The following is a 26,092-nucleotide window of genomic DNA, read 5'->3' on the forward strand; positions in this document are numbered from 1 at the left end:
ACTCACCCCTCAACCAACCACAACCTCCCACAAACCACCAGAATCACACACAACCAAACGCCTTAAAACGAGGCACTTCGAGCGCGGGATTGTGCCGGGAGGGGAGAAGGGCACCACATGTAGAACTTGGTTCGGACCCAAACAGGATGGGCAGATCCCGCTTCGGTCGGAGTAGGATCCGAGAGCATCAGAGGCAGACGAAGTCTCCCCCATTTTTGCGCCTGACAGATACCTCTGCGCCGCTCGGCCCCGCGCAGACTTTCCCTGCCGGTCGTCGCTGCAATCGTCAGGCCCTGCAGAGCAGGTCGGGACGATGCCCGCCGCGTTCCCGCTGGAGGCATTCGACACAGCATGCGTGGGACCGCGTGTGTTCTGGCTCTTAGTCCGTACGGCAGTTCCGGACTGCCTCCCCTTCCGGCGACGTCTGCCCCCCACATGATCCTCGGCCAATCGCAGACACGCAACGCGGGGACTATCCTATAGCCCTGTCAGCATGGCACCCTGCTCGCATCGCATAGCAGCAAGGCCAGAATCCGGATCACTCGGTGGGCCTTCGACGAGGGGGACAGGATATGGACGATCTGGCGTTCGAGATCTGGGACGTGTTCACGGATGTCGCCTTTGCAGGCAATCCCCTGGCGATCGTCGATACAGACGGGACGCTCAGCACCTCGCAGATGCAGACGATCGCCCGACAGTTCAATCTGTCCGAGACGATCTTCCTCATGCCCCCACATGACCCGAGGCATACTGCGCGGGCGCGCATCTTCTTTCCGACGGCCGAGATCCCTTTTGCGGGCCATCCCACCATCGGTGCCGCGCTCTGCCTTTCAGGACGCGGCGGGGCCATGGATATCGCGTTGGAGGAGCAGGCCGGCTTGGTCAGCGTCAGGATTGCCGACGGAGTTGCGCAGTTCACGGCACCTGTCCTGCCGTCCCGCCATGTCGACGATCCGGACCCGGAGCTTTGCGCACTGGCGCTTGGCCTTGCGCCTGCGCAGATCGGGCCCCATCGACCGGGTGCTTTCGCGGGCGGGCCGGCGTTTCTTTACATTCCTGTTCGTGACCGGATCGCCCTCAGGACAGCTTCCCCGCGGGAGCCTTATTGGTCAGACCTCATGGGCGCCGCAAATGTAGACAGCGCCTGGATCTACGATCCCGACTTCAATGCGCGGATGTTTTCGCCGACGGCGGGGATTCCCGAGGATCCCGCGACCGGATCGGCCAGTGCGATCCTCGCGGCACAGCTCTTGTCGAACGATGCCCTTCGCGATGGAACGACTGCCTTCACGATCAGGCAGGGGGAAGAAATGGGACGACCGTCCCGCATCGGGTTCGAAGCAGATGTCACGGACGGTCAGGTAACCGCCGTCCGCATTTCCGGGGGCGCCGTACCCGTGGCTCAGGGTCGGATCAGAATCCCAACCTGAACCGTCGGGTCAGACCAATCCGTGCGGACAGCTGATCGTCGTCACGCGTGATCGGGCTGTTCGCGGCGTCGTTTTGCAGGTGGTCATACCGGATGGCAGCGTCCACGCCCCAATTGTCGTTGATACGGTATCCGGCGCCCAGCTCAACGCCGGCGGACAGCAGCCCGCCGGACGGCGCATAGGCCGCAAACGTCGACCCCGGCGCCGCGGCTTCGGCCGCCGTCACGCCGAAATATGTCGCCGCATAGTCGCTGTCACCGAAGAAGGCGCGGGGGCCGGCCCGCAGGGTCAGGCGATCGGATGGGCGCAAAAACACGTCCGCGCCAAGCTCACCCACGAAAGCCTCGTGCCCGATGACACCATACCGGACGGTGCCATACACCTGATAGGCATCGGTCGCATAGCGCAGCCCCCCGCCCAGCTCCAACGACGCATCCACATCATCAAGTCCCGCCAGTTCGGGATCGTCGCTTGCCGAGCGTTCGGAGATATAGCGGAAAGACCCCGTCACGCCGAAACCGTTCGGCCGATACAATGGGTCCGGATCGCCGATCGTGAAACCGCCGAGCCGCAGATAATTCAACTCGAACCCGAGGTCCGGGGATGCATCGTTGTTGTCAGATCCGAAATAGGTCGGTGTCGAGGCCACACCCCCACGCAACGTGAACCCGAGTGCCGGGCCACTACCCTGGGACGAGAAATTCGTCTCGCCAAGGTCAGACGTCAGGCCGTCCTGCGCCATGGCCGGAACGGCAGCGAGACAAGCGAGGAGGGCAATCGGTCGAAACATGTGCGGGTCACCAGAGTAGAGAAAGATTGGTCAGTCGTTGGCAAACACCTAGCACGCCAAAAAGTTTCCGCACCTTCAAACTTCCGTCAAATCGCGTGACAGCGACGCCAAGCAGCAGTACGCGGATGCAATGTTGTCTTATCAGCACAGCTTTCACGCAGGAAACGCCGCGGATGTGCACAAGCACGCCCTGCTGGCCTTCGCGCTCGACTACCTGACCCGCAAGGACAAGGCGCTGAGCTATCTCGAATCACACGCCGGGCGGGGGTTGTATGACCTGTCCGATGCGATGGCCCGGCGCACGGGTGAGGCATCGGCAGGTGTGGCGCGGCTAGAGCAACGATTTGCCCCGGATCATCCATGGCGCCGCACCCTTGATGCGATACGCAAGGAACACGGCCCCACCTGTTACCCCGGATCCCCCCTGTTCGCGGCCCATCTGCTGCGCCGCTTCGACAGCCTGCATTTCGCCGAACTGCACCCGCAGGAACATGCCGCCCTGACCGAAAGCCTGCCGCGCAATCCAAACACGCGCATCTACAAGCGTGACGGACTGGAAATGGCCAAGGCACTGACACCTCCCGATCCGCGCCGTGGCCTCATGCTGATCGACCCTTCATGGGAGGTGCGCGCCGATTACGAGACCATCGCCCGACTGGTGCCGACGATCCATGCCAAGTGGAACGTCGGCATCATCATGCTGTGGTATCCTCTGCTGGTCGACCGGCGCCACGCACCGATGCTTCGGGCACTGAAGGCCGCTGTTCCCGACCTTCTGGTCAGCGAGGTGTCCTTCCCCCCGGCGCGCGAAGGGCACGGCATGATCGGGTCCGGCATGGCGGTCATCAACGCGCCCTGGGGCCTTGCCGACGAAGCCGGCCGCATCGCGGATTTGTTCAAGGAGGAGTGAGAGATGGCCAAGGGGTACTGGATCGCGCATGGACGCGTCGATGACGTCGAAGGATACGAAGCCTATCGCGCTGCCAATGCGGCCCCCCTTGCAGAGCATGGCGGCAGGTTTCTGGTGCGTGGTGGCAGCCGCAAAACCGTCGAAGGATCGGCCTTGCCGCGAACCGTGGTGATCGAATTCCCCAGCTATCAGGCTGCCCTCGATTGCTATGCCTCGGATGGATATCAGGCCGCGCTCAAGCTGCGCGAGGGGATCAGCATTTCCGACCTCGTCATCGTCGAAGGGTGGGAGGGGTAGCGAACCCGACACCCCCGTCCTATATCGCGGTCATGTTTGCCGATCTTCTGCGCCGCCTCGCGGCCCCCGCCCCGGACCGCCTGCCCGAACCCGACGCCCGCCTTGCGCTGGCCGCCTTGATGGTGCGGGTCGCCCGCAGCGACGGTGACTATGCGCCCGCCGAAGTGGCCCGGATCGACCGGATCCTGATGCGGCGCCATGGCCTCGATGCCGCCGCCGCTGCCAACCTGCGACTGCAGGCCGAAGGTCTGGAGGCCGAGGCCCCGGATACCGTCCGCTTTACCCGCGCCATCAAGGACGCCGTATCCCTCGAGGATCGTGTCGCCGTGATCGAGGCGCTCTGGTCCGTCGTGCTGGCCGACGGGGAACGGGACGCGGAGGAAGACAGCCTGCTCCGGCTGCTTGCAAATCTGCTCGGCGTCAACGACCGCGACAGCAACCTTGCCCGCCGGCGCGTCGAAACCGGCGGATGATCGCAAGCCTTGCATGGTATCCCGGTGCCCGCCCCGCGTGGGAGCGTCTGTGGACATCGATCCGCGCGCATTTGCCGACAAGGTCACCTGAGCATCTTGTCTGGCCCGAGGATTTTGCAACGCACTGGCGCGATCAAGGCCTTCTGCTTTCGATGACATGTGCCCTGCCCCTGCAGCAGGGGTTGGCGGATCACGTGCATGTGGTCGGCAGCCCCGACTGGGACCTGCCCGACATGCCCCCGGGTCATTACGCGTCTCACGTCGTGATGCGGGCAGATGATCCACGCACCCCTGCGCAGGCCGCAACGGACGGTCTTGCAGTGAACAACCCGGACAGCCAGTCGGGATTCGGCACCCTCGTCGCAGCCGGATTGGCCGGCCGGGTGATTCTAACAGGCAGCCACGCGGCCTCTGCCCGTGCGGTGGCGGACGGCCGTGCGGCCCTTGCGGCAATCGATGTGGTGACGTGGACCCATCTTGCGGCCCCCGACCTTGCCATCCGCGAAACGACCAGACCCACGCCCAGCACACCCTTCATCACCGCGCAGGCGGACCTGATCCATCCGTTGCGGCATGCCATTCGGGCCGCCATCGCCGCACAATCGCCTGCGGATCGGGCAGCGACCCGTCTCGTGGGCCTGACGATGCTGCCTCCTGCGGCTTACGCGACAACCGCTGCCGCCCCCCATTGCAATTCAGCGCGAATTCCGGCGTAAACGTGCGAACCAATCGCAGCCAAAGGCCCGACCTTGCCCGACGCACCCCCCGTCATCGAGATCCGCGACCTGCACAAGGCCTATGGCCCGCTCGAAGTCCTGAAGGGCGTCGACCTGACGGCGCGGCAAGGTCAGGTGGTGTCCCTGATCGGATCCTCGGGCTCCGGCAAATCGACCCTCCTGCGATGTGCGAACCTTCTGGAGGACAGCCAGAAGGGTGATATCCTGTTCTGCGAGGAACCGATAACCTGGCGTGGATCCGGTCATGCCCGCCGCCCGGCCGATGCCGCGCAGATCACACGCATCCGCACCAACCTCAGCATGGTCTTCCAGTCGTTCAACCTGTGGTCGCACCTGACGATCCTGCAGAACGTGATGGAGGCCCCGGTCCACGTCATGCGCCGCGACCCCGCCGAGGTAGAGGCCCGCGCCCGCGACTATCTTGCCAAGGTTGGAATTGCCGACAAGGCTGATGCATGGCCGGCGCAGCTTTCGGGCGGTCAGCAGCAGCGCGCGGCGATTGCGCGGGCCCTTGCGATGGAACCCAAGGCACTGTTGTTCGACGAACCCACAAGTGCGCTCGACCCCGAGTTGGAACAGGAAGTGGTGCGCGTCATCAAGGCGCTGGCCGACGAGGGGCGCACGATGGTGATCGTCACGCATGACATGAAGCTGGCCCATGACGTCAGCGACCATGTCATCTTTCTGCACAAGGGTCTGATCGAAGAAGAGGGCCCGCCCGACGCCCTGTTCGGCCAGCCGAAAAGCGAACGCCTGCGCGGGTTCCTGTCCGCGACCAGCCACTGATATACCCATCCTATCGGGACCGCCCATCAAGGGGCGGCCCACAACACGGAGAGACGAAGATGAAACTGATCCTGACCGCAGCGGCGCTTGCCACCACGGCCACCATGGCCCTTGCCGACGGCCACAGCGTCGTTCGCATGGGCACCGAAGGCCAATACCCTCCCTACAACTTCCTCAACGACGCCGGCGAAGTCGACGGGTTCGAGCGCGAAGTCGGCGACGAGCTGTGCGCACGCGCCGAACTGACCTGTGAATGGGTCACGAACGAGTGGGACAGCATCATCCCGAACCTGACCTCGGGCAACTACGACACGATCATCGCCGGCATGAGCATCACGGATGAGCGCGAGGAGGTCATCGACTTCACGCAGAACTACTTCCCGCCCGCATCCTCCGCCTATGTCGCCCTGTCGGCCGATGCGGACCTGACCGGTGGCGTCGTTGCGGCGCAGACCAACACGATCCAGGCCGGCTACGTCGCCGAATCGGGCGCCACCCTTCTGGAGTTCGCAACCTACGACGAGACCGTCGCCGCCGTTCGCAGCGGCGAGGCCGACGCCGTGTTCGCCGACAAGGACGCCCTGCTGCCGACGGTCGAGGAATCGGGCGGTGAGCTGGTGCTGGCAGGCGAAGATGTCGCCCTCGGCGGCGGTATCGGCCTTGGCCTGCGCGAAAGCGATGACGAACTGCGCGGCAAGTTCGACGCGGCCATCACGTCGATGAAGGAAGATGGCTCGCTCAACGAGCTGATCCTCAAGTGGTTCGGCGAAGACGCGACGACGTTCTGATTGCCAAACGGGGGCGGCGCACCGCGCTGCCCCCTGCCCCGGCTCTTCATCCATCTTTCTCCGGCATTGATGCCGGACCGGTTCCCCGAGGGAGCGTTGCGCCATCTTCGCCTGTACCGACCCTGACACGCTGAGCGGCCTGAACTGGCTGATGTGCTACCTGACGACGGGCAAGCACATGGCGTTCTATGGGGCCTTCGGAACGGTGCTGATCCTGCTGGCGGTCACCGCGCCGACCGCGCTGGCCTTCGGATTCGGTGGCGCCGTTGCGGCCCGGTCGCATGTGGCCCCCCTTCGATGGCTGGGCAAAGGCTATATCGCGATCGTGCGCGGCGTGCCCGACATCGCGTTCTTCCTCTTCTTCGTCATCGCCCTTGATCAGGGATTCGAATACCTGCGCCACAAGGTCCTCTGCCCTGACTGGACGGATCCGATCCGGCAGGGCACCGATTTCCTTGTGTGTCCGGCCGCTAAATTGCCCCTCGGCACGTCGCCCCAATGGGTGCATGAGGCCTATGGCTTCGCCATTGCAGTGCTGACCTTTGCGATCGTGTTCGGCGCTTTCGCTGCCAATATCCTGTACGGCGCGATGCGTGCCGTGCCCCGTGCCCAGGTCGAGACCGCCGAGGCCTATGGCATGACCCGCCGTCAGACGTTCCGCCGGATCGTCGTGCCGCAGATGTGGGTCTACGCCCTGCCCGGCCTCGGGAACCTCTGGATGGTTCTGATCAAGGCCACGCCGCTTTTGTTCCTGCTCGGGGTCGAGGATATCGTCTATTGGGCGCGTGAACTGGGCGCCGCCAAGACGGCGCGCTTTTCCGACTATCCGCACCCGGACTGGCGAATGTGGTATTTTCTCGCGCTGCTGGTGTTCTACCTCGCCTTCACCCGCGTGTCCGAAATTGTCATCGCGCGCCTGTCGACCCGTCTGGCCCGTGGTCAGGCCACCGCCGCGGGCGAGGCGATGCGCCGCGAGGGCATGGCATGAGCTGTCTGGAGACCATCGCGGATTACGGCCTTCGGTCCCTCGGCATCGGAGAGCGTTTGCTGCCCCGATCGGATTTCACGCTGTGCCAGCAGGTTACCCTGATCGGGTCCGGCATGCTGTGGAACATCTACTTCGGGGCTCTTGCCCTTGTGTCGGGTTTCGCGCTGGCGACGATGGTCGCGGTCGGCAAGGCCTCCGACAACATTGTGGCGCGCAAACTGTCGGAATGGTTCGTATTCCTGTTCCGCGGCTCTCCGTTGTTCATTCAGTTCTTCTTCGCCTACTTCCTGTTCTTGTCCCTGAAACAGGTCGTCCCGTGGATGGGGGCCTTTTCATCGGCGTGGGCCGGGGCCCTCGTCGTTCTGTTCCTGAACACCGCCGCCTATTCAGGCGAGATTTTCTACGGCGCGCTGCGCACGGTGCCCAAGGGTGATCTGGAAGCAGCCGAGGCTTACGGCATCACGGGTTGGACGAAGTTCCGGCGGATCACCTGGCCGACGATGCTGCGCCTTGCGTGGCCCGCCTATACGAACGAAGCCATCTTCCTGTTCCATGCCACCACGCTCGTCTTCTTCACCGGTTTCCCCGCGCGCCAGCAGAAGGGCGATGCCCTCTACTATGCGCAGTATTTCGCAGACAAGACGTTCAACCCCTTCGTGCCCTATCCGATCCTTGCAGGGTATTTCATCCTCTTGACGCTGGTGATCATCGGCATCATGGGGGCGATGAACCGGCGCTTGAACCGGCACCTTCCCCAAGCCGCAGGGCGACGCCCCCGGCTGCTGCCCCAGATCATCAGATGAACGACACGGCGACTACGCCCCCTCGGGGCGACGCCCCCCTCGGCTGGCTACACGACAACCCCCACATCCATTCCGTCCGCGCGGCGGCCTGTGATCTGAACGCACAGGCACGCGGCAAGCGCATCCCCCGTCGGTTCGCCCACAAGCTGGAGACGGAAGGCACGCGCTTTCCCTACTCCATTCTGAACCTCGACATCTGGGGCGAGGATATCGAAGACAGCCCCCTCGTGTTCGATACTGGCGATGCGGACGGCATCCTGAAACCGACCGACCGCGGTTTCGTTCCGATGCCCTGGCTCGACACGCCTACGGCGATGCTGCCGCTGTGGATGTACCACCCGGACGGCACGGCCTTTGCCGGCGATCCTCGTCATGCGCTGGCCCGCGTTCTGGCCGATTATACCGCCCGGGGCCTGACACCTGTCGTCGCGACCGAGATGGAATTCTACCTGATCGACGACAGCACCCGACAGCTGCGCGTGCCAAAATCGCCCGTGTCCGGGAAACGCCGTCCGGGGGCCGAGACGTTGTCGATGCGGCAGCTGGATGCCTTCGACAACTTCTTCACGCAGCTTTATGACGCCTGCGAAGCGATGGACATTCCGGCCAATACCGCCATTTCGGAGGCTGGGATCGGTCAGTTCGAGATCGACCTCGCCCACCAACCCGACGCCCTGAAAGCCGCCGATGATGCGTGGTTGTTCAAACTGGCCCTGCGCGGTCTGGCGCGGAAACACGGCTTTGCAGCCAGCTTCATGGCCAAGCCCTATCCCGACTATGCGGGCAACGGAATGCACGTGCATTTCTCGGTGCTGGACCGGACAGGCGCCAATATCTTCGACAACGGCACGCCCGAAGGCTCTCCGCTTTTGCGTCATGCCGTTGCGGGGCTGCTGGGCGCCGCGCCCGCCTCGACCTTGATCTTCGCGCCGCATGCCAATTCCTACGACCGACTGGTGCCCGGGGCCCATGCTCCGACCGGATTGGCCTGGGCCTATGAAAACCGCACCTCTGCGATCCGCATTCCAAGCGGGCCGAACGCCGCCCGCCGGATCGAGCATCGCGTTTCCGGTGGCGATGTGAACCCGTACCTGCTGCTTGCGGTCATTCTGGCCGCTGCCCTGCGCGGCATCGAGGATGGGGCGGACGCCCCTGCCCCGATCACCGGCAACGCCTATGACCTCGACCTGCCGCGGATCCCCGCGACGTGGGGCGAGGCGATCGCGCGGTTCGAGACGGACGGATGGACACGGCGCCTTCTGCCCGAAGGCCTGATCCAGAACATGATCCTGACCAAGCGGCAGGAGTTGCGGGACATCGAGACCCTGACGGAACATGAACGCATGGACCTCTACCTCGATACGGTCTGACAGATGGCTGTCGCGTTGACGGTCAACATCGGCCGGCCAGAACCATCGCCCAATAAAGACGCCCGTCGCGTCCCCGCGTGACGGCTATCGCCCCATGATCCACCCTTGGATCCAGAATGTTCGCCCGATGACCGGGGGACTGCATCCAACTGCGTATGACGGCGCTATCCGATCGCTGTCCTGCGGCGACGTTCTCGGCTACGAAACAGGCCGCGAAGCCGGTCGAGCGGACACGATCGAACACCGTGGTCCCACCCGGCCCCTCGTGACCAAGGCGGCCGAACCGGGCCATGTGATCCGCCTGCTGCCGGGCCGCCTGCATCAACCGCGTATCGGGGACAAGCACCGCCATCCCTCGCGCGACGCGCTCGGCCGATGCCACCGCAAGGGGATCGGCGCGACCAACGTCGGCCAATACGATCATCATCAACAGCAGGCGCAGCAACGGCATCGGACTCTCCCCGACTGTCAGTCTGCGTCGAAATCCATTGACGAACCGTTGCCGCTGGACGGCGGATCAGCGGCGCACTAGCGTGCTGCGCAGCACTCCAGAGGATCCCATGCACATCGGCATTTTGCAGGCCGGGCACCCGCCCGAACCCATCATCCAGACGCGGGGTGATTTCGACGTCATGTTCTCGCGATTGCTTGACGGCCACGGCTTCACGTTCAGCGCGTGGGACGTGGAGCACATGATGTTCCCCCCCTCGGTCGATGCTGCCGACGGCTGGCTGATCACGGGATCACGGCACGGGGCCTATGAAGACCATCCTTTCATCCAACCGCTCGAGGCTTTTGTGCGCGCCGCACGGGACGCGGACAAACCGATGGTCGGCATCTGCTTTGGCCATCAGATCATCGCGCAGGCCCTTGGAGGCGTCGTGGCGAAATTCGATGGTGGCTGGGGACTGGGCAACCATACCTACGAAACGACGGAGGGCGCCGCCATCGCCCTGAACGCCTGGCATCAGGATCAGGTCGTGACCCTGCCCGCGACGGCCAAGGTTCTTGCGCGCAACGCGTTCTGCGAAAACGCGATCGTCGCCTACGGCCAGACGGCATTCACGATTCAGGCACACCCGGAATTCGACAACGCACTGCTTGCCGATTACGTCAGCGCACGCCGTGGCACAGGCACCTATCCCGACGCGCTGATGGATGCGGCGATCGCGGCAACGGACCGCCCCATAGACGATACGGTCATGGCGCATTCCATCGCGCAGTTCTTCAAGACACGGGTGGCACATGTCTGACTGGATGGATCTGACCCCCGAGCACGCCCGCCAATACTTGGAGGGGCGTCGCCTGGATGAGGTCGAATGTATCGTGGCCGACCTGTCCGGTATTGCCCGTGGCAAGGCGATGCCCGCCGCCAAGTTTGCCAAACAGCCCAAGTTCTACCTGCCGAACTCGATCTTTCAGCAGACGATCACCGGCGATTGGGCGGAAGACGGCGATGCCGCCTTTCTGGAACCGGACATGATCCTGACCCCGGATTTCGGAACGGCCTGCGCCGCGCCCTGGACGGCGGACTGGACGATGCAGGTCATCCACGACATGCACGATCAGGCCGGAATCCCGGTCCCCACGGCCCCCCGGAATGTCCTGAAACGGGTGCTGGACCTCTACACCGCCCAAGGCTGGCAGCCAGTCGTCGCGCCGGAGATGGAATTCTACCTCGTGGCGCGGAATACCGACCCGTCCAAGCCCGTTCAGCCGCCCATGGGCCGATCGGGTCGCCGCGCCGCCGGGCGGCAGGCCTATTCCATGTCGGCCGTCGACGAATATGGCCCCGTCATCGACGATATCTACGATTACGCCGAGGCCATGGGCCTGGAGATCGACGGCATCCTGCAGGAGGGTGGGTCCGGTCAGGTAGAGCTGAACCTGCGCCATGGCGACCCGGTCCGATTGGCGGACGAGATCTTCTATTTCAAGCGGTTGATCCGCGAAGCCGCGCTTCGACACGATTGCTATGCAACCTTCATGGCGAAACCGATTCAGGACGAACCCGGATCGGCCATGCATATCCACCATTCGGTCGTCGATATGGCCACGGGACGAAACCTGTTCGACGGCGGCGACGGCACCGAAACGCCCGAGTTCATGCATTTCATCGGCGGCATGCAGCGGCATCTGCCATCGGTCATCGCCCTGATCGCGCCCTACGTGAACAGCTATCGGCGCTATGTCCGCGACTTCGCAGCACCGATCAACCTCGAATGGGGGCGCGACAACCGGACCACGGGCCTGCGTGTGCCCGTGTCGGAACCCGATGCCAAACGGGTCGAGAACCGGATCGCCGGGATGGACTGCAACCCCTACCTCGGGATCGCGGCATCGCTGGCCTGCGGGTATCTGGGCCTGATCAACAAGATCGACCCCGCCCCGCAGTTCACGGGCGACGCCTACGACAGCGCGGACGGCATCCCCCGCGACCTGTCCGAAGCGCTGGACCTGTTCGAAGCCGCCGAGGACATGCACGAGGTGCTGCACCCGGATTTCGCCCGTGTCTACACCGCCGTCAAACGTCTCGAATACCGGGAGTTTCTGCAGGTCATCTCCCCTTGGGAGCGGGAGCATCTGCTGCTGAATGTCTAGCTGGCTGCACGCCAACGGCGACCGGGGCCGCTGGCCCGAAACGTGGTATGGCGCGGGCCTTGAAGTGCCGGCCCCCTTCCCACCGCTCGCGGGCGAACGACAGGCCGACCTCTGCATCATCGGCGCGGGCATTACGGGGCTGTCGGCGGCGCTGCACGCGGCCGAAGCGGGCCTGTCCGTCATCGTTCTGGAGGCGCAGAGGGTCGGCTGGGGTGCGTCGGGACGCAATGGCGGCCAGATCGGCTCCGGTTTCAACTGGGACCAACAGGCTCTCGAACGCCGCTTGGGCAAGGATGCGCGCGCGCTCTGGAACCTCAGCGAGGATGCCAAGCGTCTGACAAAACGCCTGATCACCGACCATGCGCCTGCCGCCGACTACCGTGCCGGGGTGCTGTCCGCCTGCCTGTCCGATGCGGAACTGGACGCGGCAGGTGCCAAGGCCGGCTGGATGAACGACACGCACGGAACCACGCTGACTGTGCTGGACCGGGCGCAGGTCCGCGCGCGGATTGGGTCGCAGGCCTATGCCGGTGGCGTGCTGGACATGTCGGCGGGCTACTGCAACCCGCTGGCCTATGTCCTTGGCCTTGCGCGGGCCGCCGTGCGGGCGGGCGTCACCATCCACGAGGGGACGGAGGTGCACCGCATATCCGACGTGGTCGCCACCGCCCGCGGGCGGGTGCGCGCGCGCTTCGTGTTGCAGGCGACGAACGGTTACGCCGCGCATCTGACGCGCAAGACGGCGGCACGGGTCCTGCCGATCAACAACTACATCGCGGTGACAGAGCCCTTGGCCACCCCCCCTATGGCGGAACCTGTCGCCGTCGCGGATTCACGCTTCGTGGTGAACTACTTCTGGCAGACGGCGGACGGGCGGCTGGTCTATGGCGGGGGCGAAAGCTACGGCAAGCGGTTCCCCGGCGACATCGCGGGCCGGGTCCGCGCGAACCTGTCGCGTGTCTATCCGGAGCTTTCGGACGTGCGCTTCGACCACGCATGGGGCGGCACCCTTGCCGTCACCGCCACCCGCTTGCCCTACCTCGCCGAGGTCGCGCCGGGCGTGTTCTCGGCCGGAGGATACTCGGGCCACGGGCTGGCCCTGTCCGCGCTGTTCGGCAAGGTCGCGGTGGAGGCGATGCGGGGGGACCGGGCGCGGTTTGACCTGCTCGGCCGGTTGCCCGTGCCCGCGCTGCCGGGAGGGCGTTGGCTGGGGGGATTGGCGGCGCAGGCGGGGATGGTTTTCGGGGCGATGCGCGATCGGCTTAACGCATAATGCGATGACTACCCTAGCATAGCAGGCCTCTGAATAACCTGCATAAGGAACTGCTAGACAGAAAACTGGATTTTTAAACTATTTTCTTCGCTGTGTCGCTTAATTTCTTTATATAGTCAGTCGCGATTATCGCCACATGTAACGGAGAGGGATCGACTATGCGCTCGCCCAAGTGCATAGTTGGTGGATCTATCACCCTTCCTCTTGCATTGATTGGCGCTAATAGCACTTTTTCTGGGCTATATTCTATCTTGACCGGCTTTCTATCCAACGAACGGACCTCCAAGCCTTTAGGAAAACCTCCAACCACGACCATAGCACCCATGTTGAAACGACCCGTGATTTCGACATTTCGAATACCCCCGCCGTTTAGAACAATAGACTGACTCGAGTTCGGTTCTGCGGCTCCAATGACCGTTACCGGAGCTTGAGCGTTCAAACTATCGTCTAGCATATGTTCCGCGGCGTTTCGAGCTTCGAACAGATATTGCAAGAGCTCGTCCGACTTCCGCTCTTTCTTTACCCCGCCGTACCATTGCCTAGACTGCGCAGACAATTTAGAGCCCACCTCTAGAATAGTATATACGTTTTTCCAGTTTACTAAAAACTGATACCAAAAATCAGAGAATTCCTGAAAAGATCGTGCGCCCGACAGGTCATTGATAGCTTTATCAATAAGGCGAATTCGACTTGCGACTTTTTGCAAGGCTCGACGATCCATAATACCCCTCCAGTTCGCACCAAAAAAATTACAAGAGCGCGTCAATACTTTCGCGAACGCTTTCTTCCTCAGGCCTCCGAAATTCGAAATATACCGCCACTAGAAATACCATTTCTCTCATCAATGCATGTGTCACCCTACAACCCCCATAAACTCCCGCCATTCCCCTTTGCTCATCCCGCTCGTCTCCTGCGTGACCTCTTCTCCGGCGGCCATCCTCCGCACGCAGTCGACGCCGCGCGCGGAGAGGGTGGCGCCGCCCAGGCGGTAGTCCTCGAAGGCGCCGTAGGCGGCGGGCACCCAGTCTTTAACGATTTCGCAAAGCTTTTTCGCATAGACCCGAATCTCCATCTGGGCGTGGGCGTCGGCGCGCAGGCGGAGGAAGTGGAACAGGTTGTGGAGGTCAACTTTCCAGTACCATTGGGTGTAGATGTTCGCGGGCAGGTTCATGCGGGCGAGTTCGCGGGCGAGGCCTTGCTGGCCGTCCTGTGAGATCATCGCCTCGTAGTGGTCATAGGCGCGGTCGCTGTCGTCGCGCAGCCAGTCGAGGACGCGTTGCGCCTCGTCTCCCGACAGGGCCTCGCCCCGGCCCTGGTTGTTGACGACGCTCTGCGCGGCAAGGTCTTCGGGTGCCGGGATGTAGAACTCCCGGTCGAGGATCGAGTAGCGGGCGGAGTATTCGTTCACGTTGGCGGTGCGGTGGCGGATCCACTGCCGCGCGACGAAGACGGGCAGTTTGACGTGCAGCTTGATCTCGCACATCTCGAACGGGGTCGAATGCCAGTGGCGCATGAGGTAGCGGATCAGGCCTTCGTCGTTGCTGACCGCCTTGGTGCCGCGCCCGTAGGACACGCGCGCCGCCTGGCAGATGGCCGCATCGTCACCCATGTAGTCGATGACGCGGACGAACCCGTGATCGAGGACCGGGTAGGCGGTGTAGAGATGCGCCTCCATCCCCGGTGCGGTCGCGCGGCGGGTCTGATGGGTTTCCGCGCGCTGTGCGTCGATCTGTGCCTGCTGTTCCGGTGTCATGTTCTGTCCTGCCCGATTCTGTCGCCCCCGAGGCTATCGCAGGGTGGCGGGGCGCGCACGGGGGCGGGGTGCGTTTTCCGCCCGGTGGCGGTCGCGCCACATCGAAGGCGCGCGCGCCGCGGAGGAACGGCAGGCGGCGGATCCCGTTGCGCAGGCGCAGGTTACCCCCTGCGCCATTGCGCCGAAATCGCCGGGGAACGGGGTGGACGGCCCAAGCGGGGACGCTACCCTGCGCGGCAGCAAACCAAGGAGAGCCAGATGCCGATCACATACCTGCACACCATGGTCCGGGTGAAAGACCTCGATGCCTCCATCGCGTTCTACAAGCTGCTGGGCCTCGTGGAACGGCGCCGGACCGATAACGAGAAAGGGCGCTTCACGCTGGTGTTCCTGTGCCCTCCCGAGCAGGCGGACGGCCACGCCGATGTCGAACTGACCTACAACTGGGACGGCGACGACGCCCTGCCATCGGACAGCCGCCATTTCGGGCACCTCGCCTATACCGTCGATGATATCTACGAGACGTGCCAGACCCTGATGGATGCGGGCGTGACCATCAACCGCCCGCCGCGCGACGGGCACATGGCCTTCGTGCGCAGCCCCGACAATGTCTCGGTCGAATTGCTGCAGGCCGGTGAGGCCAAGGCACCGCAGGAGCCTTGGGCCAGCATGGAGAACACCGGCCACTGGTAAGGCCCTTCCGAGGTCGACCTCCTATTGTTGCGTCGGATTGGGGGCATTGCCCCCAGTCCGAACGCAACGCCGTCGCAGATTTGCCCAGATCGCTGATTAGGTCCCTTGCCTCAGCCAAGGGCAATGAGGGCGGATGCAGATGCACGGGACGACATTTCTGAGGGACGAAACAGCCGCGATCTCGGTCGACTGGGTCGTGCTGACCGCCGCGGCCGTCGGCATGACGCTGGCGGTCGTGACCGTGATGGGCGACGGGTTGGACCACGCGGTGGGCGACATCGATGCCAACCTGAACGCCCCGTCGGTCATTGCGCGGGTGCAGGCCGGCTTCGGCCACACGGCGCATGACCCCGTGGCCTACGGTGCCTTGATGCGTAGCGTGTCGCAGCTTGATACCGCAGATCTCGACCAGATGGCCGCCTACTCGAATGCCTTGAACGAAGCCCTCGACGGGGATTCAGATGCCGATACGGTCGGCAACGTCGCAGACCTCAGCTCGGCCGTGGATATCGCCTATGCGAACGCCGGGACCACCCGCACCACCGCAACCGCCTTCGATGAGGAGGAGCTTACGCGGATCAGCAGCGACATCGGGTATGAGGCGCCTTCGATAGCCGACGGCTGATTGCACCGATCAATTCAGGTCACGGCGCCCCAGCGGCAGGGTTCTGCCCGAATGGCACATTATCTTGCCTGCCTGTCTCAGACTGGCAAGACGGCCGCGGCGACCCTGCGCCCCTCACCCACGAGGACGTTGTAGGTCCGGCAGGCGGCGGGCGTGTTCATCACCTCCAGCCCGAGTCCCGCCTCCTCGACGGCCATTCGCAGATCAGCCGGCGCATGGGCGATATCGGCGCCGGTCCCGACCAGAATGACATCCACGAGCGAGGCCAGCGCCAACAGGCCGGCCGCATCCGAATATCCGCCCCAGGATGTCATCCCCCCGCTGTGAACGATCAGCGGCCCGTCCACGACCTCTCCTCCGACACGGAAGAAACCGGGGCCATAGCCGTCGAAAGGGCGGGCATCATCGAAGGTCACTTCGGTCAGGTTCATCACAGGCTCCAGACTGGAAGGGCCATCACGGCGGCCCCGGTGATAATGATATAGGCCGCAGCGCGATACATCCGCTCCGCCCCTGTCCGGAACACCCATGCCCCGGCCACGTTGGCTCCCAGATAGGGCAGGATGAGCACCGCGCCAAGCAGGAGCGGTGCGGCCGTCAGGCGCCCCTGCACCGCAAGCATGCTGATCAGCATCGCGTCCCACAGGACAAGATACATCAGAACATTCGCCCGGATCGTCGCGGCAGGCAGCGACGCAGACATATACGTCAGGATCACCGGGGGGCCCGCAAGACCCGACAGACCACCAAGGAAACCGGACATCCCCCCACTTCCGAGGATGATGGCCGGCGTGATCCGCCCGCTCCACCGCCAACCGGTCGCCATCAGGGCCACAGTGACAAGGCAAAGCCCAGACACGACCCAGCGAAACCCCGCATCGCCGATCCGGTCGAGGGCCCACAGCCCGGCGAGCAAGGTCACCCCGGCAACGGCCCCGATTGCGGCGACCTGCCGGGGCCGCCCCTCCCGGACGGCACGCGGCAGGTTCGGCAGGGGCCCGACGAGGTCCATCACAGTCAAGGTGATCAGCACCCACACCGGCGGCAGAACGGTCGCGGCGAGGGGAATATAGATCAGCGCAGAGCCGAAACCCGAAAAGCCCCGCACGATCCCCGCAAGAGTTGCAACCGCGACAAGGAAAACCAGGTCTGCGATCGCTACGCCAAAGCCGGAAGCGAAGTCAGCGAACATTGGGTGACCTTTGAAAACAATCGTCAAAAGCGATGCAAATCGTTGCGACGCCCCCGCAACGACGCCTCCTGCCTGCCCTGTCGGCGCCATCTTTACATGACACTGATCGCGGCGGAGCCCGTCGCAATCCGCAGGAGGAAAACCAGATGAGCAGGAGCTGTGCCTTTCTGTCGAGGGAAGACGGCGCAATCAGCGTCGATTGGGTCGTGCTGACCGCGATCGCAACAGCCACGGCGATGGGCACGGTGGGCATACTGTCGTCCGGCGTCAAGACAGCCAACCACGAAGTCGAGGTCCAGATGGGCCTCGCCGCCAGTGCTGGCGATACGTGGGGCGCAGCCATGCGCGACTACATCCCTTATTCCGAGACGAACCACACGGTCCTCCATACGGGGTTGAGCACGCTCTCACGTGATGACCTCGACACGATGTCGGATTTCCTGATGAGCTTCGTCGCCGACCAAACGGACACGGCCGAGGGTGCCGACGAACACGGCGCCCTCAACGATATCAGCTTCGCGACCGGTCTTGCTAATTCGGAACGGGGCGAGGCCCGCCCGACGGCAGACACCACCGACCCGGATGAGATTGCGCGCATCGCCAGCCAACTGGGATGGTCGACCATTCCGGGAACGGATTATGCGTTGACGACCGAAACGTCGCCGGACCCCATGGCAGGGACTGGTGGGGATCAGGCGCCTGCGCCCGAGGAAGACGACGAACCGATCGTCAATGCATCCGTCGATACATCCGATGATCCCACGGACACCTCGACGGACGGCGGCGGGCAGACGTTTGCCGAATGGCTGGCAGCCCTGTTGGCCTACCTCTACGGCAACTAGGCCTTGTCGTAGCTTGCTGCGGACCCGGAGGGCAGTCCAACCTGCCCTCCTTCGGTTGTAGTGTCGCCTGGGCCTAGGCGTCGATATCCGCGAACTGCGTGCCGGCATCGGACGGCTTTTTCGGGTCACGGTCGACCCCCAGCATCAGAACGACGTTCTTGGCTACGTAGACCGAGGAATACGTCCCCACGATCACACCCCAGAAGATCGCGAAGACGAACCCCCGGATCACGTCACCGCCCAGCACCAGCAACGCGATCAACGCAAGCAGGGTCGTGCCGGATGTCATCAAGGTGCGCGACAGCGTCTCGTTGACCGACTTGTTCATGATGTCGACGAGCGGCGTCTTCTTGAACTTGATCAGGTTCTCCCGCAGGCGGTCGAAGATGACCACGGTGTCGTTGATCGAATAGCCAAGCACCGTCAGCAATGCCGCGATCGTCGCAAGGTCGAAACGGATCTGCAGCAGGCTGAAGATACCGATCGTCAGCACGATATCGTGGACAAGCGCCGCCACGGCCCCGACGGCGAACTGCCATTCGAACCGCAGCCAGATGTAGAAAAGCATCGCAACCATGGCTGCGCCAAGGGCCAGCAAGGCAGAGGTGATCAGCTCACCCGATACCTTCGGCCCCACGGATTCGACGGACGGAAAGGTCAGCGACGGATCCACCGTCTGCAAGGCCATCTCGACCGCGGTAATGGTCTCGGGCGTGACGGCCTCGGCGCCGTCCTGCGATTGGATGCGGACCTGTGCGACGTTCTGATCGGGTGCGAAGGTCGGGTCGAACACCTCGGTTATGGTGACGTCGCCAAGGGCCAGCGGCTCCAGCGCCGCGCGATAGGCACCGACATCGACCGCCATGGTGGATTCCGTACGTATCGTCGTGCCGCCAAGGAAATCGATACCGAAGTTCAGGCCGACGATCAGCCAGACGGCGATGGCCGCAATCATCGCCACCACGGACCCGCCGAATGTCAAGTTGCGGTAGCGCATGAAATCCCAGTTGGTTTCCTGGGGAACTAGGCGAAGACGCATATCAGACCTCGATCGTCTTGGGGCGACGGCGTTCGAACCAGAACACGATCAGCAGGCGGGTGACGAAGATCGCCGTGAATACGGAAGTGACGATCCCAATGCCCAGCGTGACGGCGAACCCGCGCACGGGGCCGGAGCCGAGGGTGAACAGGATCACGGCGATGATGAACGTCGTGATGTTGGCATCGACGATGGCAGACAGCGCCCTCTCGTAGCCCAGCGCGATCGCTCGGGATGGTCCCTTGGCAGTCTTCAACTCCTCGCGGATACGTTCGAAGACAAGGACATTGGCGTCGACGGCCATACCGATCGTCAGAACGATACCCGCGATCCCCGGCAAGGTCAGCGTGCCACCGATAAGGGACAGGGCTCCGAAGATGAGGGCAACGTTGATGCCCAGCGCAACGGTCGCGAACACACCGAACAGGCCGTAACTGGCGATCATGAAGAACACGACGGCTGCCATCGCGATCAGGGACGCGATCTGTCCCGCGTCGATGCTGTCCTGACCCAGTTCCGGCCCGATCGTGCGTTCTTCGAGGAACGTCATCTCGGCGGGCAAGGCGCCCGCGCGCAGCAGGATGGACAGGCGGTTTGCCTCCTCCACGCCGAACTGGCCTGTGATCTGGCCGGAACCGCCGGTGATGGCGTCCCGGATGGTGGGGTCGGTCACGACCTCTTCGTCCAGAACGATCGCGAACGGTGCCCCGATGTTTTCGGCGGTGTAGACACCGAAGGCGCGTGCGCCGGCGGGGTTGAAGCGGAAGGTGACGGCCGGGATGCCGTTCTGATCAAAGGCGGGCTGACTGTCGACAAGGTCGTCGCCGGTAACCACGGGCGTGCGTTCCAGCAGGACGAACCGGTCAGGCTCATCCATCGCAGGGTAAAGAAGTTGGTCCGCGGTCGGCTGTGTCGACGGATCGACCGACCGGCTGATGACCGGGTGGAACGTCAGGCGCGCGGTGGTGCCGATCAGTTCCTTGAGTTCCTGGGCAGATCCGATGCCGGGCACCTGGATCAGGATCCGGTCGGCGCCCTGTCGCTGGATCGTGGGCTCCCGTGTCCCGGCCTCGTCCACACGGCGTCGGATGATTTCCAGCGACTGCTGCATCGTGCGATCGTCGGTGGCGGCCTTTTCCGCGTCCGACAAGGTCACGGTAAGCACGTCGCCTGCGCCGCTGACCGAGATATCCGTCTGTCCGACACCCGTCAGGGACACGATGGGCTGCGCGAGGGCGCGCACCGCGGTCACTGCGGTCTGCAAGCCATCGGGGTTCGAGATGCGAACGCGCAATTCGTCGGGCGCGCCGTCCTGTCGGCGGATGGTGCCGACCTCGGCCCGCACCTCGCGCAAGGCATCGCGCACCTCGGGCCAGTATCCATCCAGCCGCGCCGCATAGACGTCACCCAGCTGGACTTCGGCCAGCAGATGCGCGCCACCGCGCAGGTCCAGCCCCAGGTTCACCAGGCCGGACGGAAGGAAGTCGGGCCATTCCGCAAGGGCATCTTCGATTTCCGGCGTCGAGATCGCGCCGCGTTCCAAGGCCGTCAGGGCATCATTGTGCCGCTCGACAGGGCCATAGAACAGGTTCGGGGCGGCAAGCATCAAGCCGGTCACGCAGACCAGCAAAATCGCCAGACGCTTCCAGAGCGCGATCTGAAGCATGGATCAGGCCGCCGGTTCGGTCTTGGACAGGACCTGCGCGATGGTGGCGCGCACGACGCGAACCTTGACCCCCTCTGCGATCTCAACCTCGATTTCACCGTCTTCCTTGACCTTGGACACCTTGCCGATCAGGCCACCCTGCGTGACGACCTGGTCGCCGCGGCGCAGTGCCTCGACCATGGCCTTGTGTTCCTTGACCTTCTTCTGCTGCGGACGGATCAGCAGGAAATACATGATCGCAAAGATCAGGATGAGGGGGATGAAGCTGCCAAAACCGGCGGCGGCGCCACCCATATCCTGGGCGTAGGCGGGGGTTACGAACATGTCTGATCCCTTGATTAGTGCGGTGCGATCGCACCCCTGTCTTGAAGTCGGCGCAACCTACTGAGGCGACATGGGGGGCGCAAGGGCGGGTTCCAAGGGTCTTTCGATCATTGCGACGGCTGCGTCTGCCTATGGCACGACGCTGCCCGGGGTAGTATGGGGACGGAAACACGCAAGACCGACAGCCCCGAGGACTGGCCCCATGCACGATATCCGCACGATCCGCGATGCCCCCGATGCCTTCGACGCCGCACTGGCCCGCAGGGGTCTTGCGGCGATGTCGTCCGACCTGCTGGCACTGGATGCTGCCCGGCGGGCCTGCATCACCGCGGCCGAGGCCGCCCTCGCGGACCGCAACGCTGCCTCGAAACAGGTGGGCGCGGCAAAGGCCGCAGGCGACGAGGCCGAGTTCGAACGCCTGCGTGCGCTTGTTGCCGACAAGAAGGCCGAGATCGCCAAGCTGGAGGAAGAGGCCCGCGAAACGGATGCCAAGCTGCGCGCCGCCCTGCTGGAAATACCGAACCTGCCGGACGATGACGTCCCGGACGGCACATCGGAGGATGACAACGTCGAGTTGCGCCGCTGGGGCACCCCCGCGACCTTCGATTTCAACCCGGTGGAACACTACGACATCGCGGGTGTGAAACCCGGCATGGATTTCGAGACGGCCGCCAAACTGTCCGGTGCACGTTTCGTGATGCTGCGCGGTGCGATCGCGCGGATACACCGGGCGCTTGCACAATTCATGCTGGATACGCACACGGACAAGAATGGCCTCGTTGAACATGTCACCCCCGTTCTGGTGCGTGACGAGGCGATGTTGGGCACAGACAAGTTGCCGAAGTTCGGCGATGACAGCTTCCTGACACGCGAAGGGTTCTGGCTCATCCCGACATCGGAAGTGACGCTGACCTATTCCGTGGCGGGCGACATCCTGGAGGCATCGGACCTGCCACGCCGCATGACGGCGCATACCTTGTGCTTCCGCTCCGAGGCCGGATCGGCCGGTCGGGATACATCGGGCATGTTGCGTCAGCATCAGTTCGAAAAGGTCGAAATGGTGTCGATCACCCACCCGGACGACAGCCGCGCGGAACTGGATCGGATGACAGGCTGCGCCGAAGATCTGCTCAAGGCGCTCGGCCTGCCGTTCCGCACGATCGTCCTGTGCACGGGCGACATGGGCTTCGGCGCGCGTCGCACCCATGACATCGAGGTCTGGCTGCCCGGTCAGAACATGTATCGCGAAATCTCCTCCTGCTCGACGACGGGGGCATTTCAGGCGCGGCGCATGAATGCGCGGTTCAAGCCGGCCGGTCGCGGCAAGCCTGAATTCGTCCATACGCTGAACGGATCCGGCCTTGCCGTTGGCCGCTGCCTCATCGCCGTTCTGGAGAATGGGCAGAGGGCGGATGGCTCCGTCGTCCTGCCCGAGGTGCTGGCCCCATGGCTGGGGGGCAAGACGATCCTGTCACCGGACGGCACCCTGATCTGACGGTCTGAGGGGGCTCTGCTCCCGCCTTCGGCCCTCCGAGGTATTTTCGCCGGAGGAAGGAGCGTTAACCATTCTTTAAGCGTGGTTGGCGCCCTTTCGAGGCCGCAAGACACGTGCCCGGAGCCCCACCCCAGACGACCATTCGCTCCATCAGAGCGTTTTTACCAAATCCGGCAATTCGTGCAGGGACGCGATCTCATGATAGCGCGGTGCCGCCACCGGCGGGTCTGCGCGTTCCAGCGCCCATTCCTGCTCTGACGGACAGAAGACACCCCATGCCCCCGCCTCGATGGCCGGGATGACATCGGACTTCATCGAATTGCCCACCATCAACCCCGCCTGCGCACCATCGCCATGGTCTGCAAAGGCACGGGTATAGGTTGCCGCCTTCTTGTCGCTGACAATCTCGACCCCGTCGAACAGGTCGCCAAGCCCGCTTTCGGCCAACTTGCGTTCCTGATCGAGCAGGTCGCCCTTGGTGATCATGATGAGGACATGCGTCTGGGACAGTTGTCGCACCGTGTCCTCTGCCCCCGGCAGAAGATCGACAGGGTGCCGCAACATTTCGCGCCCTTCGTTCAGAAGATGCGAAATCGTGCTGGCGGGCACGCGGCCGTCGGTCACCTCGATCGCCGTCTCGATCATCGTGAGGACGAATCCCTTGATGCCGAACCCGTAGTGCCCAAGGTTCCTGCGCTCTGCCTCCAGCAGGCGTTCCATCAGGTGGTCCGGATCCGCATGATCGCGCAGAAGCTCTGCGAAACGCTCCTGCGTCATTCGGAAGAACGGCTCGTTGTGCCAAAGCGTGTCGTCGGCGTCGAAGCCTATGATCGTCGGTCCGGTTGGCACGTCGCATGTTCCTTTCTTTTGGGGTGTGCCACGCGTCACGTAACAGACCCTCTTTTCCTGCGCCGCCATTCGCCTATATGGTGACGCCTGATCAAGCCATTTGCCATTGCCCGGAGCATCGTCATGCACCGCACGGATTCAGCCCCTTTCGCCATCCTGTCGATGGCCAGCACCCCCGACGACGGGGACAACGACCTCGGGATCGCGACCAAGGTCAAGCCGAAGACCGCAAAGCCGCCTCTCTACAAGGTGATGCTGCTGAACGACGACTATACCCCCATGGAATTCGTCGTGATGGTGTTGGAACGGTTCTTTTCGATCGGTCATTCCCATGCGGTCGAGATCATGCTGACCGTGCACAAGAAGGGCTTGGCCGTGGTCGGTGTCTTCAGTCACGAGATCGCGGAAACCAAGGTCGCACAGGTCATGGACTTCGCCCGGCGCAATCAGCATCCGCTGCAGTGCACGATGGAGAAGGAAGAGTGATCCTCCGGTCCTGGTCCCCTGCCTAAGCCTTCTGCGGCCATGAGCCCCCGCCTGTCCCTTGCCGTGTCCAACGGCGCCGTCAGCCTTCCGGAAACGGGGCAGATCCTTTTGCTGCGTCCGTCGGCCGATGTGTCTCTGGACGGATTGCCGGTCGATCGTCTTGCCGTCCTGCACGGGTTCCGCCCCGACTTCGATGCCCTGACGGCCCGCGGCCTGAACGTATCCACGACCGCCGATGGGCCATTTTCCGGTGCCATCGTTTTCGCGGCCCGCGCAAAGGCGCTGACCCACGATCTGCTGGCACGGGCCTGCGCCGCAATAGGGCCCGGCGGCCGGATCATCGTCGACGGCGCGAAAAGCGACGGCATCGACAGCCTATTGCGTGGCTTGCGCAAGGTCACTGACGTGGGTGAGGTCTATTCCAAGGCGCACGGCAAGTGTTTTGCCATCACCGCCCCCGACCCGGTGCCTGATGGCTGGACTGCCACGATGGGGCAGGTTGACGGGTTCGCGACGACGGCTGGCGTGTTTTCTGCTGACGGCATCGACCCGGGATCGGCCCTGCTGGCCGAGCATTTCGACGGCGTCAGCGGATGTGTCTGTGACCTTGGTGCCGGCTGGGGATACCTTTCGGCACGGTTGATGGCATCCAAGGCCGCGACCGGGGTCGCGCTGGTCGAGGCCGAGGCCGCCGCACTGGATTGCGCGCGCAGAAACGTCACCGATCCGCGCGCGCAGTTTCACTGGGCCGATGCGACGACCTGGACCGGCGGTCCGTTCGACGTCGTGGTCAGCAATCCGCCGTTTCATACCGCAAGGCAGGCCGATCCCGCCTTGGGGAAGGCGTTCGTGTCGTCCGCGGCCCGATTGCTGACGCCACGCGGTCGTCTGTTGATGGTGGCGAACCGACATTTGCCGTATGAAGCGACTCTGCGCGATGCTTTCGGGGAAATCACTGTCCGGGCCGATACGAATGGCTACAAGGTGATCGAGGCCACGCGCCCCAAGCGACACAAGCCATGAGGCACGATCCATGACGCTGAGTATCGACGGCAAGACAGCAATCGTTACCGGCGCCGCGAATGGCGTCGGCCTCGCCATTGCCCGCCATTTCGTCCAGCAGGGCGCGAACGTCATGTTCGCGGACCGCGACGAGACACGGCTTGCAGATGAGGTCGGAGAGGCCGGCAACCTGGAAGAGGGGGGGAACGTCCAGTATTTCGCGGGCGACCTTCGCGAACGCCTGACCGTGGCGAACCTGCTGTCGGCGACAATCGACGCTTTCGACCGTGTGGATATCCTGGTCAACGCCTCGCGGCAGCTGATGGTCACGGACCCCCTGAACCCCGAGGATACAAGCGTATCGACCCTGCTCGAGCAGAACCTGATGACACCGCTGCGCTTGTCACAGGCGGTTGCGAAGCGGATGATCCACCAGGCCGAGGTCGAAAAGCGCGAAGACGGCACAATCGGCACGATCGTCAACGTCGGGTCCATAGCGGGCCGGCGGACACAGCCGGAATTGCTCGCCTATTCCGTCAGCGCCGCGGCGCTGGATCAGGCGACACGCTCGCTCGCCGTGTCCCTTGCCGCGCGCCGCATACGGGTGAACGGTCTGGGCGTCGGATCCGTCATGTCCGCCAATCTTACCAGCCGTCTGGCCGAAGAGCCTGACCTGCGCCAACAGATCCTGCGCGCCACGCCAATGGGCCGTATCGCGGCGCCGAGCGAATTGGCCGAAACGGTACAGTACCTTGCCTCGGACGCGTCCAGCTTCATGATTGGCCAGATCCTGACCGTCGATGGCGGTCGCACCCTGATCGACCCGGTGGTCGACCCGACCCACTAGGACAAAAGCGGCGGCACGGATTGCGCGCCGCAA

30 protein-coding genes are annotated in these 26,092 nt (G+C 63.8%); 20 read left to right on the forward strand and 10 right to left on the reverse strand.

All coding sequences use genetic code 11. The features are described 5' to 3' along the window. Positions 1-572 precede the first annotated feature (572 nt). The gene (locus V6N07_RS16040; protein WP_371157616.1) at positions 573-1,430 is read left to right on the forward strand and encodes a PhzF family phenazine biosynthesis protein; all 858 of its coding nucleotides are present in this window, start codon (positions 573-575) and stop codon (positions 1,428-1,430) included. On the opposite strand, the gene V6N07_RS16045 is transcribed toward V6N07_RS16040, so the two are convergent. Further along, entirely contained in the window at positions 1,414-2,220 is an 807-nt protein-coding gene (locus V6N07_RS16045) for a MipA/OmpV family protein (protein WP_371157618.1), read from the reverse strand. The two genes, V6N07_RS16040 and V6N07_RS16045, sit on opposite strands and share 17 nt — an antisense overlap. A gap of 130 nt (positions 2,221-2,350) precedes the next feature. Here V6N07_RS16045 and V6N07_RS16050 point away from each other — a divergent pair, with 130 nt between their 5' ends. The 9 genes from V6N07_RS16050 to V6N07_RS16090 all read left to right on the forward strand — a co-directional run bounded on the left by V6N07_RS16050 (position 2,351) and on the right by V6N07_RS16090 (position 9,372). Beyond that, a complete protein-coding gene (locus tag V6N07_RS16050) occupies positions 2,351-3,130 on the forward strand; it encodes a 23S rRNA (adenine(2030)-N(6))-methyltransferase RlmJ (RefSeq protein WP_371157620.1) in 780 nt (259 codons plus the stop codon). A 3-nt stretch (positions 3,131-3,133) separates the two neighbouring features. Then, the gene (locus V6N07_RS16055) at positions 3,134-3,427 is read left to right on the forward strand and encodes a DUF1330 domain-containing protein (protein ID WP_371157622.1); all 294 of its coding nucleotides are present in this window, start codon (positions 3,134-3,136) and stop codon (positions 3,425-3,427) included. Positions 3,428-3,459: 32 nt separating this feature from the next. Beyond that, positions 3,460-3,900, forward strand: coding sequence for a TerB family tellurite resistance protein (locus V6N07_RS16060; RefSeq protein WP_371157624.1), 441 nt, complete (start codon positions 3,460-3,462; stop codon positions 3,898-3,900). Continuing rightward, positions 3,897-4,616, forward strand: coding sequence for a hypothetical protein (locus tag V6N07_RS16065; protein ID WP_371157626.1), 720 nt, complete (start codon positions 3,897-3,899; stop codon positions 4,614-4,616). Before V6N07_RS16060 ends, V6N07_RS16065 begins: the two co-directional genes overlap by 4 nt. 33 nt (positions 4,617-4,649) lie before the next feature. Beyond that, positions 4,650-5,423, forward strand: a complete 774-nt coding sequence (locus V6N07_RS16070; RefSeq protein ID WP_371157628.1) for an ABC transporter ATP-binding protein — start codon at positions 4,650-4,652, stop codon at positions 5,421-5,423. A gap of 59 nt (positions 5,424-5,482) precedes the next feature. Continuing rightward, positions 5,483-6,211, forward strand: coding sequence for a transporter substrate-binding domain-containing protein (locus V6N07_RS16075; protein ID WP_371157630.1), 729 nt, complete (start codon positions 5,483-5,485; stop codon positions 6,209-6,211). A 151-nt stretch (positions 6,212-6,362) separates the two neighbouring features. Further along, on the forward strand, positions 6,363-7,199 hold the full coding sequence (locus V6N07_RS16080) for an ABC transporter permease (RefSeq protein ID WP_371157632.1): 837 nt from the start codon (positions 6,363-6,365) through the stop codon (positions 7,197-7,199). Beyond that, positions 7,196-8,002: an ABC transporter permease gene (locus V6N07_RS16085; RefSeq protein WP_371157634.1), complete on the forward strand. Its 807-nt coding sequence runs from the start codon at positions 7,196-7,198 to the stop codon at positions 8,000-8,002. Before V6N07_RS16080 ends, V6N07_RS16085 begins: the two co-directional genes overlap by 4 nt. Then, a complete protein-coding gene (locus V6N07_RS16090; RefSeq protein WP_371157636.1) occupies positions 7,999-9,372 on the forward strand; it encodes a glutamine synthetase family protein in 1,374 nt (457 codons plus the stop codon). The genes V6N07_RS16085 and V6N07_RS16090 overlap by 4 nt, the downstream gene beginning before the upstream one ends. Before the next feature lie 22 nt (positions 9,373-9,394). Here the strand turns inward: V6N07_RS16090 and V6N07_RS16095 are convergent, their stop codons facing one another. Beyond that, positions 9,395-9,823, reverse strand: coding sequence for a CAP domain-containing protein (locus tag V6N07_RS16095; RefSeq protein WP_371157638.1), 429 nt, complete (start codon positions 9,821-9,823; stop codon positions 9,395-9,397). Between the two features lie 109 nt (positions 9,824-9,932). On the opposite strand from V6N07_RS16095, the gene V6N07_RS16100 reads away from it, so the two are divergent. From V6N07_RS16100 to V6N07_RS16110, 3 genes are read left to right on the forward strand one after another with little or no spacing between them, the layout of a single operon-like run. After that, positions 9,933-10,625, forward strand: coding sequence for a type 1 glutamine amidotransferase (locus tag V6N07_RS16100; RefSeq protein ID WP_371157640.1), 693 nt, complete (start codon positions 9,933-9,935; stop codon positions 10,623-10,625). Continuing rightward, positions 10,618-11,973 (forward strand): glutamine synthetase family protein, encoded by a 1,356-nt coding sequence (locus tag V6N07_RS16105; protein ID WP_371157642.1) that lies wholly within the window; start codon positions 10,618-10,620, stop codon positions 11,971-11,973. The genes V6N07_RS16100 and V6N07_RS16105 overlap by 8 nt, the downstream gene beginning before the upstream one ends. Next, positions 11,966-13,246, forward strand: coding sequence for an NAD(P)/FAD-dependent oxidoreductase (locus V6N07_RS16110; protein ID WP_371157644.1), 1,281 nt, complete (start codon positions 11,966-11,968; stop codon positions 13,244-13,246). The genes V6N07_RS16105 and V6N07_RS16110 overlap by 8 nt, the downstream gene beginning before the upstream one ends. 73 nt (positions 13,247-13,319) lie before the next feature. On the opposite strand, the gene V6N07_RS16115 is transcribed toward V6N07_RS16110, so the two are convergent. Both V6N07_RS16115 and thyX read right to left on the reverse strand, forming a co-directional pair. After that, a complete protein-coding gene (locus tag V6N07_RS16115; RefSeq protein ID WP_371157646.1) occupies positions 13,320-13,967 on the reverse strand; it encodes a hypothetical protein in 648 nt (215 codons plus the stop codon). A 132-nt stretch (positions 13,968-14,099) separates the two neighbouring features. Beyond that, positions 14,100-14,999 (reverse strand): FAD-dependent thymidylate synthase, encoded by a 900-nt coding sequence (gene thyX, locus V6N07_RS16120; protein WP_371157648.1) that lies wholly within the window; start codon positions 14,997-14,999, stop codon positions 14,100-14,102. A 258-nt stretch (positions 15,000-15,257) separates the two neighbouring features. On the opposite strand from thyX, the gene V6N07_RS16125 reads away from it, so the two are divergent. Both V6N07_RS16125 and V6N07_RS16130 read left to right on the forward strand, forming a co-directional pair. Continuing rightward, on the forward strand, positions 15,258-15,692 hold the full coding sequence (locus V6N07_RS16125; RefSeq protein ID WP_371157650.1) for a VOC family protein: 435 nt from the start codon (positions 15,258-15,260) through the stop codon (positions 15,690-15,692). 139 nt (positions 15,693-15,831) lie between these two features. Continuing rightward, complete coding sequence (locus V6N07_RS16130) at positions 15,832-16,317, forward strand: hypothetical protein (protein ID WP_371157652.1); 486 nt, start codon at positions 15,832-15,834, stop codon at positions 16,315-16,317. Positions 16,318-16,394: 77 nt separating this feature from the next. On the opposite strand, the gene V6N07_RS16135 is transcribed toward V6N07_RS16130, so the two are convergent. Both V6N07_RS16135 and V6N07_RS16140 read right to left on the reverse strand, forming a co-directional pair. Continuing rightward, on the reverse strand, positions 16,395-16,748 hold the full coding sequence (locus tag V6N07_RS16135; protein ID WP_371157654.1) for an Mth938-like domain-containing protein: 354 nt from the start codon (positions 16,746-16,748) through the stop codon (positions 16,395-16,397). Continuing rightward, the gene (locus V6N07_RS16140; RefSeq protein ID WP_371157656.1) at positions 16,748-17,509 is read right to left on the reverse strand and encodes a TSUP family transporter; all 762 of its coding nucleotides are present in this window, start codon (positions 17,507-17,509) and stop codon (positions 16,748-16,750) included. The genes V6N07_RS16135 and V6N07_RS16140 overlap by 1 nt, the downstream gene beginning before the upstream one ends. 146 nt (positions 17,510-17,655) lie before the next feature. On the opposite strand from V6N07_RS16140, the gene V6N07_RS16145 reads away from it, so the two are divergent. Next, positions 17,656-18,351 carry a hypothetical protein gene (locus V6N07_RS16145; protein ID WP_371157658.1) on the forward strand — a complete coding sequence of 232 codons (696 nt, stop codon included), beginning with the start codon at positions 17,656-17,658 and terminating at the stop codon, positions 18,349-18,351. Between the two features lie 73 nt (positions 18,352-18,424). Here the strand turns inward: V6N07_RS16145 and secF are convergent, their stop codons facing one another. Genes secF through yajC form a run of 3 tightly spaced genes read right to left on the reverse strand, consistent with a single transcriptional unit; the run spans position 18,425 to position 21,380 of the window. Beyond that, positions 18,425-19,390 (reverse strand): protein translocase subunit SecF, encoded by a 966-nt coding sequence (secF, locus tag V6N07_RS16150; protein ID WP_371157660.1) that lies wholly within the window; start codon positions 19,388-19,390, stop codon positions 18,425-18,427. Between the two features lies 1 nt (position 19,391). Beyond that, positions 19,392-21,056, reverse strand: a complete 1,665-nt coding sequence (gene secD, locus V6N07_RS16155) for a protein translocase subunit SecD (RefSeq protein ID WP_371157662.1) — start codon at positions 21,054-21,056, stop codon at positions 19,392-19,394. 3 nt (positions 21,057-21,059) lie between these two features. Beyond that, the gene (gene yajC / locus V6N07_RS16160) at positions 21,060-21,380 is read right to left on the reverse strand and encodes a preprotein translocase subunit YajC (protein WP_371157664.1); all 321 of its coding nucleotides are present in this window, start codon (positions 21,378-21,380) and stop codon (positions 21,060-21,062) included. Between the two features lie 202 nt (positions 21,381-21,582). On the opposite strand from yajC, the gene serS reads away from it, so the two are divergent. Next, on the forward strand, positions 21,583-22,875 hold the full coding sequence (gene serS, locus V6N07_RS16165; RefSeq protein WP_371157666.1) for a serine--tRNA ligase: 1,293 nt from the start codon (positions 21,583-21,585) through the stop codon (positions 22,873-22,875). A gap of 150 nt (positions 22,876-23,025) precedes the next feature. Here serS and V6N07_RS16170 read toward each other — a convergent pair whose 3' ends face one another. After that, entirely contained in the window at positions 23,026-23,724 is a 699-nt protein-coding gene (locus tag V6N07_RS16170; protein ID WP_371157668.1) for an HAD family hydrolase, read from the reverse strand. 162 nt (positions 23,725-23,886) lie between these two features. Between V6N07_RS16170 and clpS the strand changes: the two genes are divergently transcribed. From clpS to V6N07_RS16185, 3 genes are read left to right on the forward strand one after another with little or no spacing between them, the layout of a single operon-like run. Then, a complete protein-coding gene (gene clpS / locus V6N07_RS16175; RefSeq protein ID WP_371157958.1) occupies positions 23,887-24,210 on the forward strand; it encodes an ATP-dependent Clp protease adapter ClpS in 324 nt (107 codons plus the stop codon). 39 nt (positions 24,211-24,249) lie between these two features. Then, positions 24,250-25,233 (forward strand): methyltransferase, encoded by a 984-nt coding sequence (locus V6N07_RS16180; RefSeq protein WP_371157670.1) that lies wholly within the window; start codon positions 24,250-24,252, stop codon positions 25,231-25,233. Between the two features lie 10 nt (positions 25,234-25,243). Then, the gene (locus V6N07_RS16185) at positions 25,244-26,059 is read left to right on the forward strand and encodes an SDR family NAD(P)-dependent oxidoreductase (RefSeq protein WP_371157672.1); all 816 of its coding nucleotides are present in this window, start codon (positions 25,244-25,246) and stop codon (positions 26,057-26,059) included. Positions 26,060-26,092: the final 33 nt, after the last annotated feature.

Origin of the sequence: Jannaschia sp. 2305UL9-9, from assembly GCF_041403465.1 — a bacterium.
Taxonomy (GTDB): Bacteria; Pseudomonadota; Alphaproteobacteria; order Rhodobacterales; family Rhodobacteraceae; genus Jannaschia.

Excerpts from the sequence above, each read along its gene's own strand:
- V6N07_RS16040 (WP_371157616.1), top strand. The coding sequence starts at position 573 with ATGGACGATCTGGCGTTCGAGATCTGGGACGTGTTCACGGATGTCGCC.
- V6N07_RS16045 (WP_371157618.1), bottom strand. The coding sequence starts at position 2,220 with ATGTTTCGACCGATTGCCCTCCTCGCTTGTCTCGCTGCCGTTCCGGCC.
- V6N07_RS16050 (WP_371157620.1), top strand. The coding sequence starts at position 2,351 with ATGTTGTCTTATCAGCACAGCTTTCACGCAGGAAACGCCGCGGATGTG.
- V6N07_RS16055 (WP_371157622.1), top strand. The coding sequence starts at position 3,134 with ATGGCCAAGGGGTACTGGATCGCGCATGGACGCGTCGATGACGTCGAA.
- V6N07_RS16060 (WP_371157624.1), top strand. The coding sequence starts at position 3,460 with ATGTTTGCCGATCTTCTGCGCCGCCTCGCGGCCCCCGCCCCGGACCGC.
- V6N07_RS16065 (WP_371157626.1), top strand. The coding sequence starts at position 3,897 with ATGATCGCAAGCCTTGCATGGTATCCCGGTGCCCGCCCCGCGTGGGAG.
- V6N07_RS16075 (WP_371157630.1), top strand. The coding sequence starts at position 5,483 with ATGAAACTGATCCTGACCGCAGCGGCGCTTGCCACCACGGCCACCATG.
- V6N07_RS16080 (WP_371157632.1), top strand. The coding sequence starts at position 6,363 with ATGTGCTACCTGACGACGGGCAAGCACATGGCGTTCTATGGGGCCTTC.
- V6N07_RS16085 (WP_371157634.1), top strand. The coding sequence starts at position 7,196 with ATGAGCTGTCTGGAGACCATCGCGGATTACGGCCTTCGGTCCCTCGGC.
- V6N07_RS16090 (WP_371157636.1), top strand. The coding sequence starts at position 7,999 with ATGAACGACACGGCGACTACGCCCCCTCGGGGCGACGCCCCCCTCGGC.
- V6N07_RS16095 (WP_371157638.1), bottom strand. The coding sequence starts at position 9,823 with ATGCCGTTGCTGCGCCTGCTGTTGATGATGATCGTATTGGCCGACGTT.
- V6N07_RS16100 (WP_371157640.1), top strand. The coding sequence starts at position 9,933 with ATGCACATCGGCATTTTGCAGGCCGGGCACCCGCCCGAACCCATCATC.
- V6N07_RS16105 (WP_371157642.1), top strand. The coding sequence starts at position 10,618 with ATGTCTGACTGGATGGATCTGACCCCCGAGCACGCCCGCCAATACTTG.
- V6N07_RS16110 (WP_371157644.1), top strand. The coding sequence starts at position 11,966 with ATGTCTAGCTGGCTGCACGCCAACGGCGACCGGGGCCGCTGGCCCGAA.
- V6N07_RS16115 (WP_371157646.1), bottom strand. The coding sequence starts at position 13,967 with ATGGATCGTCGAGCCTTGCAAAAAGTCGCAAGTCGAATTCGCCTTATT.
- thyX (WP_371157648.1), bottom strand. The coding sequence starts at position 14,999 with ATGACACCGGAACAGCAGGCACAGATCGACGCACAGCGCGCGGAAACC.
- V6N07_RS16125 (WP_371157650.1), top strand. The coding sequence starts at position 15,258 with ATGCCGATCACATACCTGCACACCATGGTCCGGGTGAAAGACCTCGAT.
- V6N07_RS16130 (WP_371157652.1), top strand. The coding sequence starts at position 15,832 with ATGCACGGGACGACATTTCTGAGGGACGAAACAGCCGCGATCTCGGTC.
- V6N07_RS16135 (WP_371157654.1), bottom strand. The coding sequence starts at position 16,748 with ATGAACCTGACCGAAGTGACCTTCGATGATGCCCGCCCTTTCGACGGC.
- V6N07_RS16140 (WP_371157656.1), bottom strand. The coding sequence starts at position 17,509 with ATGTTCGCTGACTTCGCTTCCGGCTTTGGCGTAGCGATCGCAGACCTG.
- V6N07_RS16145 (WP_371157658.1), top strand. The coding sequence starts at position 17,656 with ATGAGCAGGAGCTGTGCCTTTCTGTCGAGGGAAGACGGCGCAATCAGC.
- secF (WP_371157660.1), bottom strand. The coding sequence starts at position 19,390 with ATGCGTCTTCGCCTAGTTCCCCAGGAAACCAACTGGGATTTCATGCGC.
- secD (WP_371157662.1), bottom strand. The coding sequence starts at position 21,056 with ATGCTTCAGATCGCGCTCTGGAAGCGTCTGGCGATTTTGCTGGTCTGC.
- yajC (WP_371157664.1), bottom strand. The coding sequence starts at position 21,380 with ATGTTCGTAACCCCCGCCTACGCCCAGGATATGGGTGGCGCCGCCGCC.
- serS (WP_371157666.1), top strand. The coding sequence starts at position 21,583 with ATGCACGATATCCGCACGATCCGCGATGCCCCCGATGCCTTCGACGCC.
- clpS (WP_371157958.1), top strand. The coding sequence starts at position 23,887 with ATGGCCAGCACCCCCGACGACGGGGACAACGACCTCGGGATCGCGACC.
- V6N07_RS16180 (WP_371157670.1), top strand. The coding sequence starts at position 24,250 with ATGAGCCCCCGCCTGTCCCTTGCCGTGTCCAACGGCGCCGTCAGCCTT.
- V6N07_RS16185 (WP_371157672.1), top strand. The coding sequence starts at position 25,244 with ATGACGCTGAGTATCGACGGCAAGACAGCAATCGTTACCGGCGCCGCG.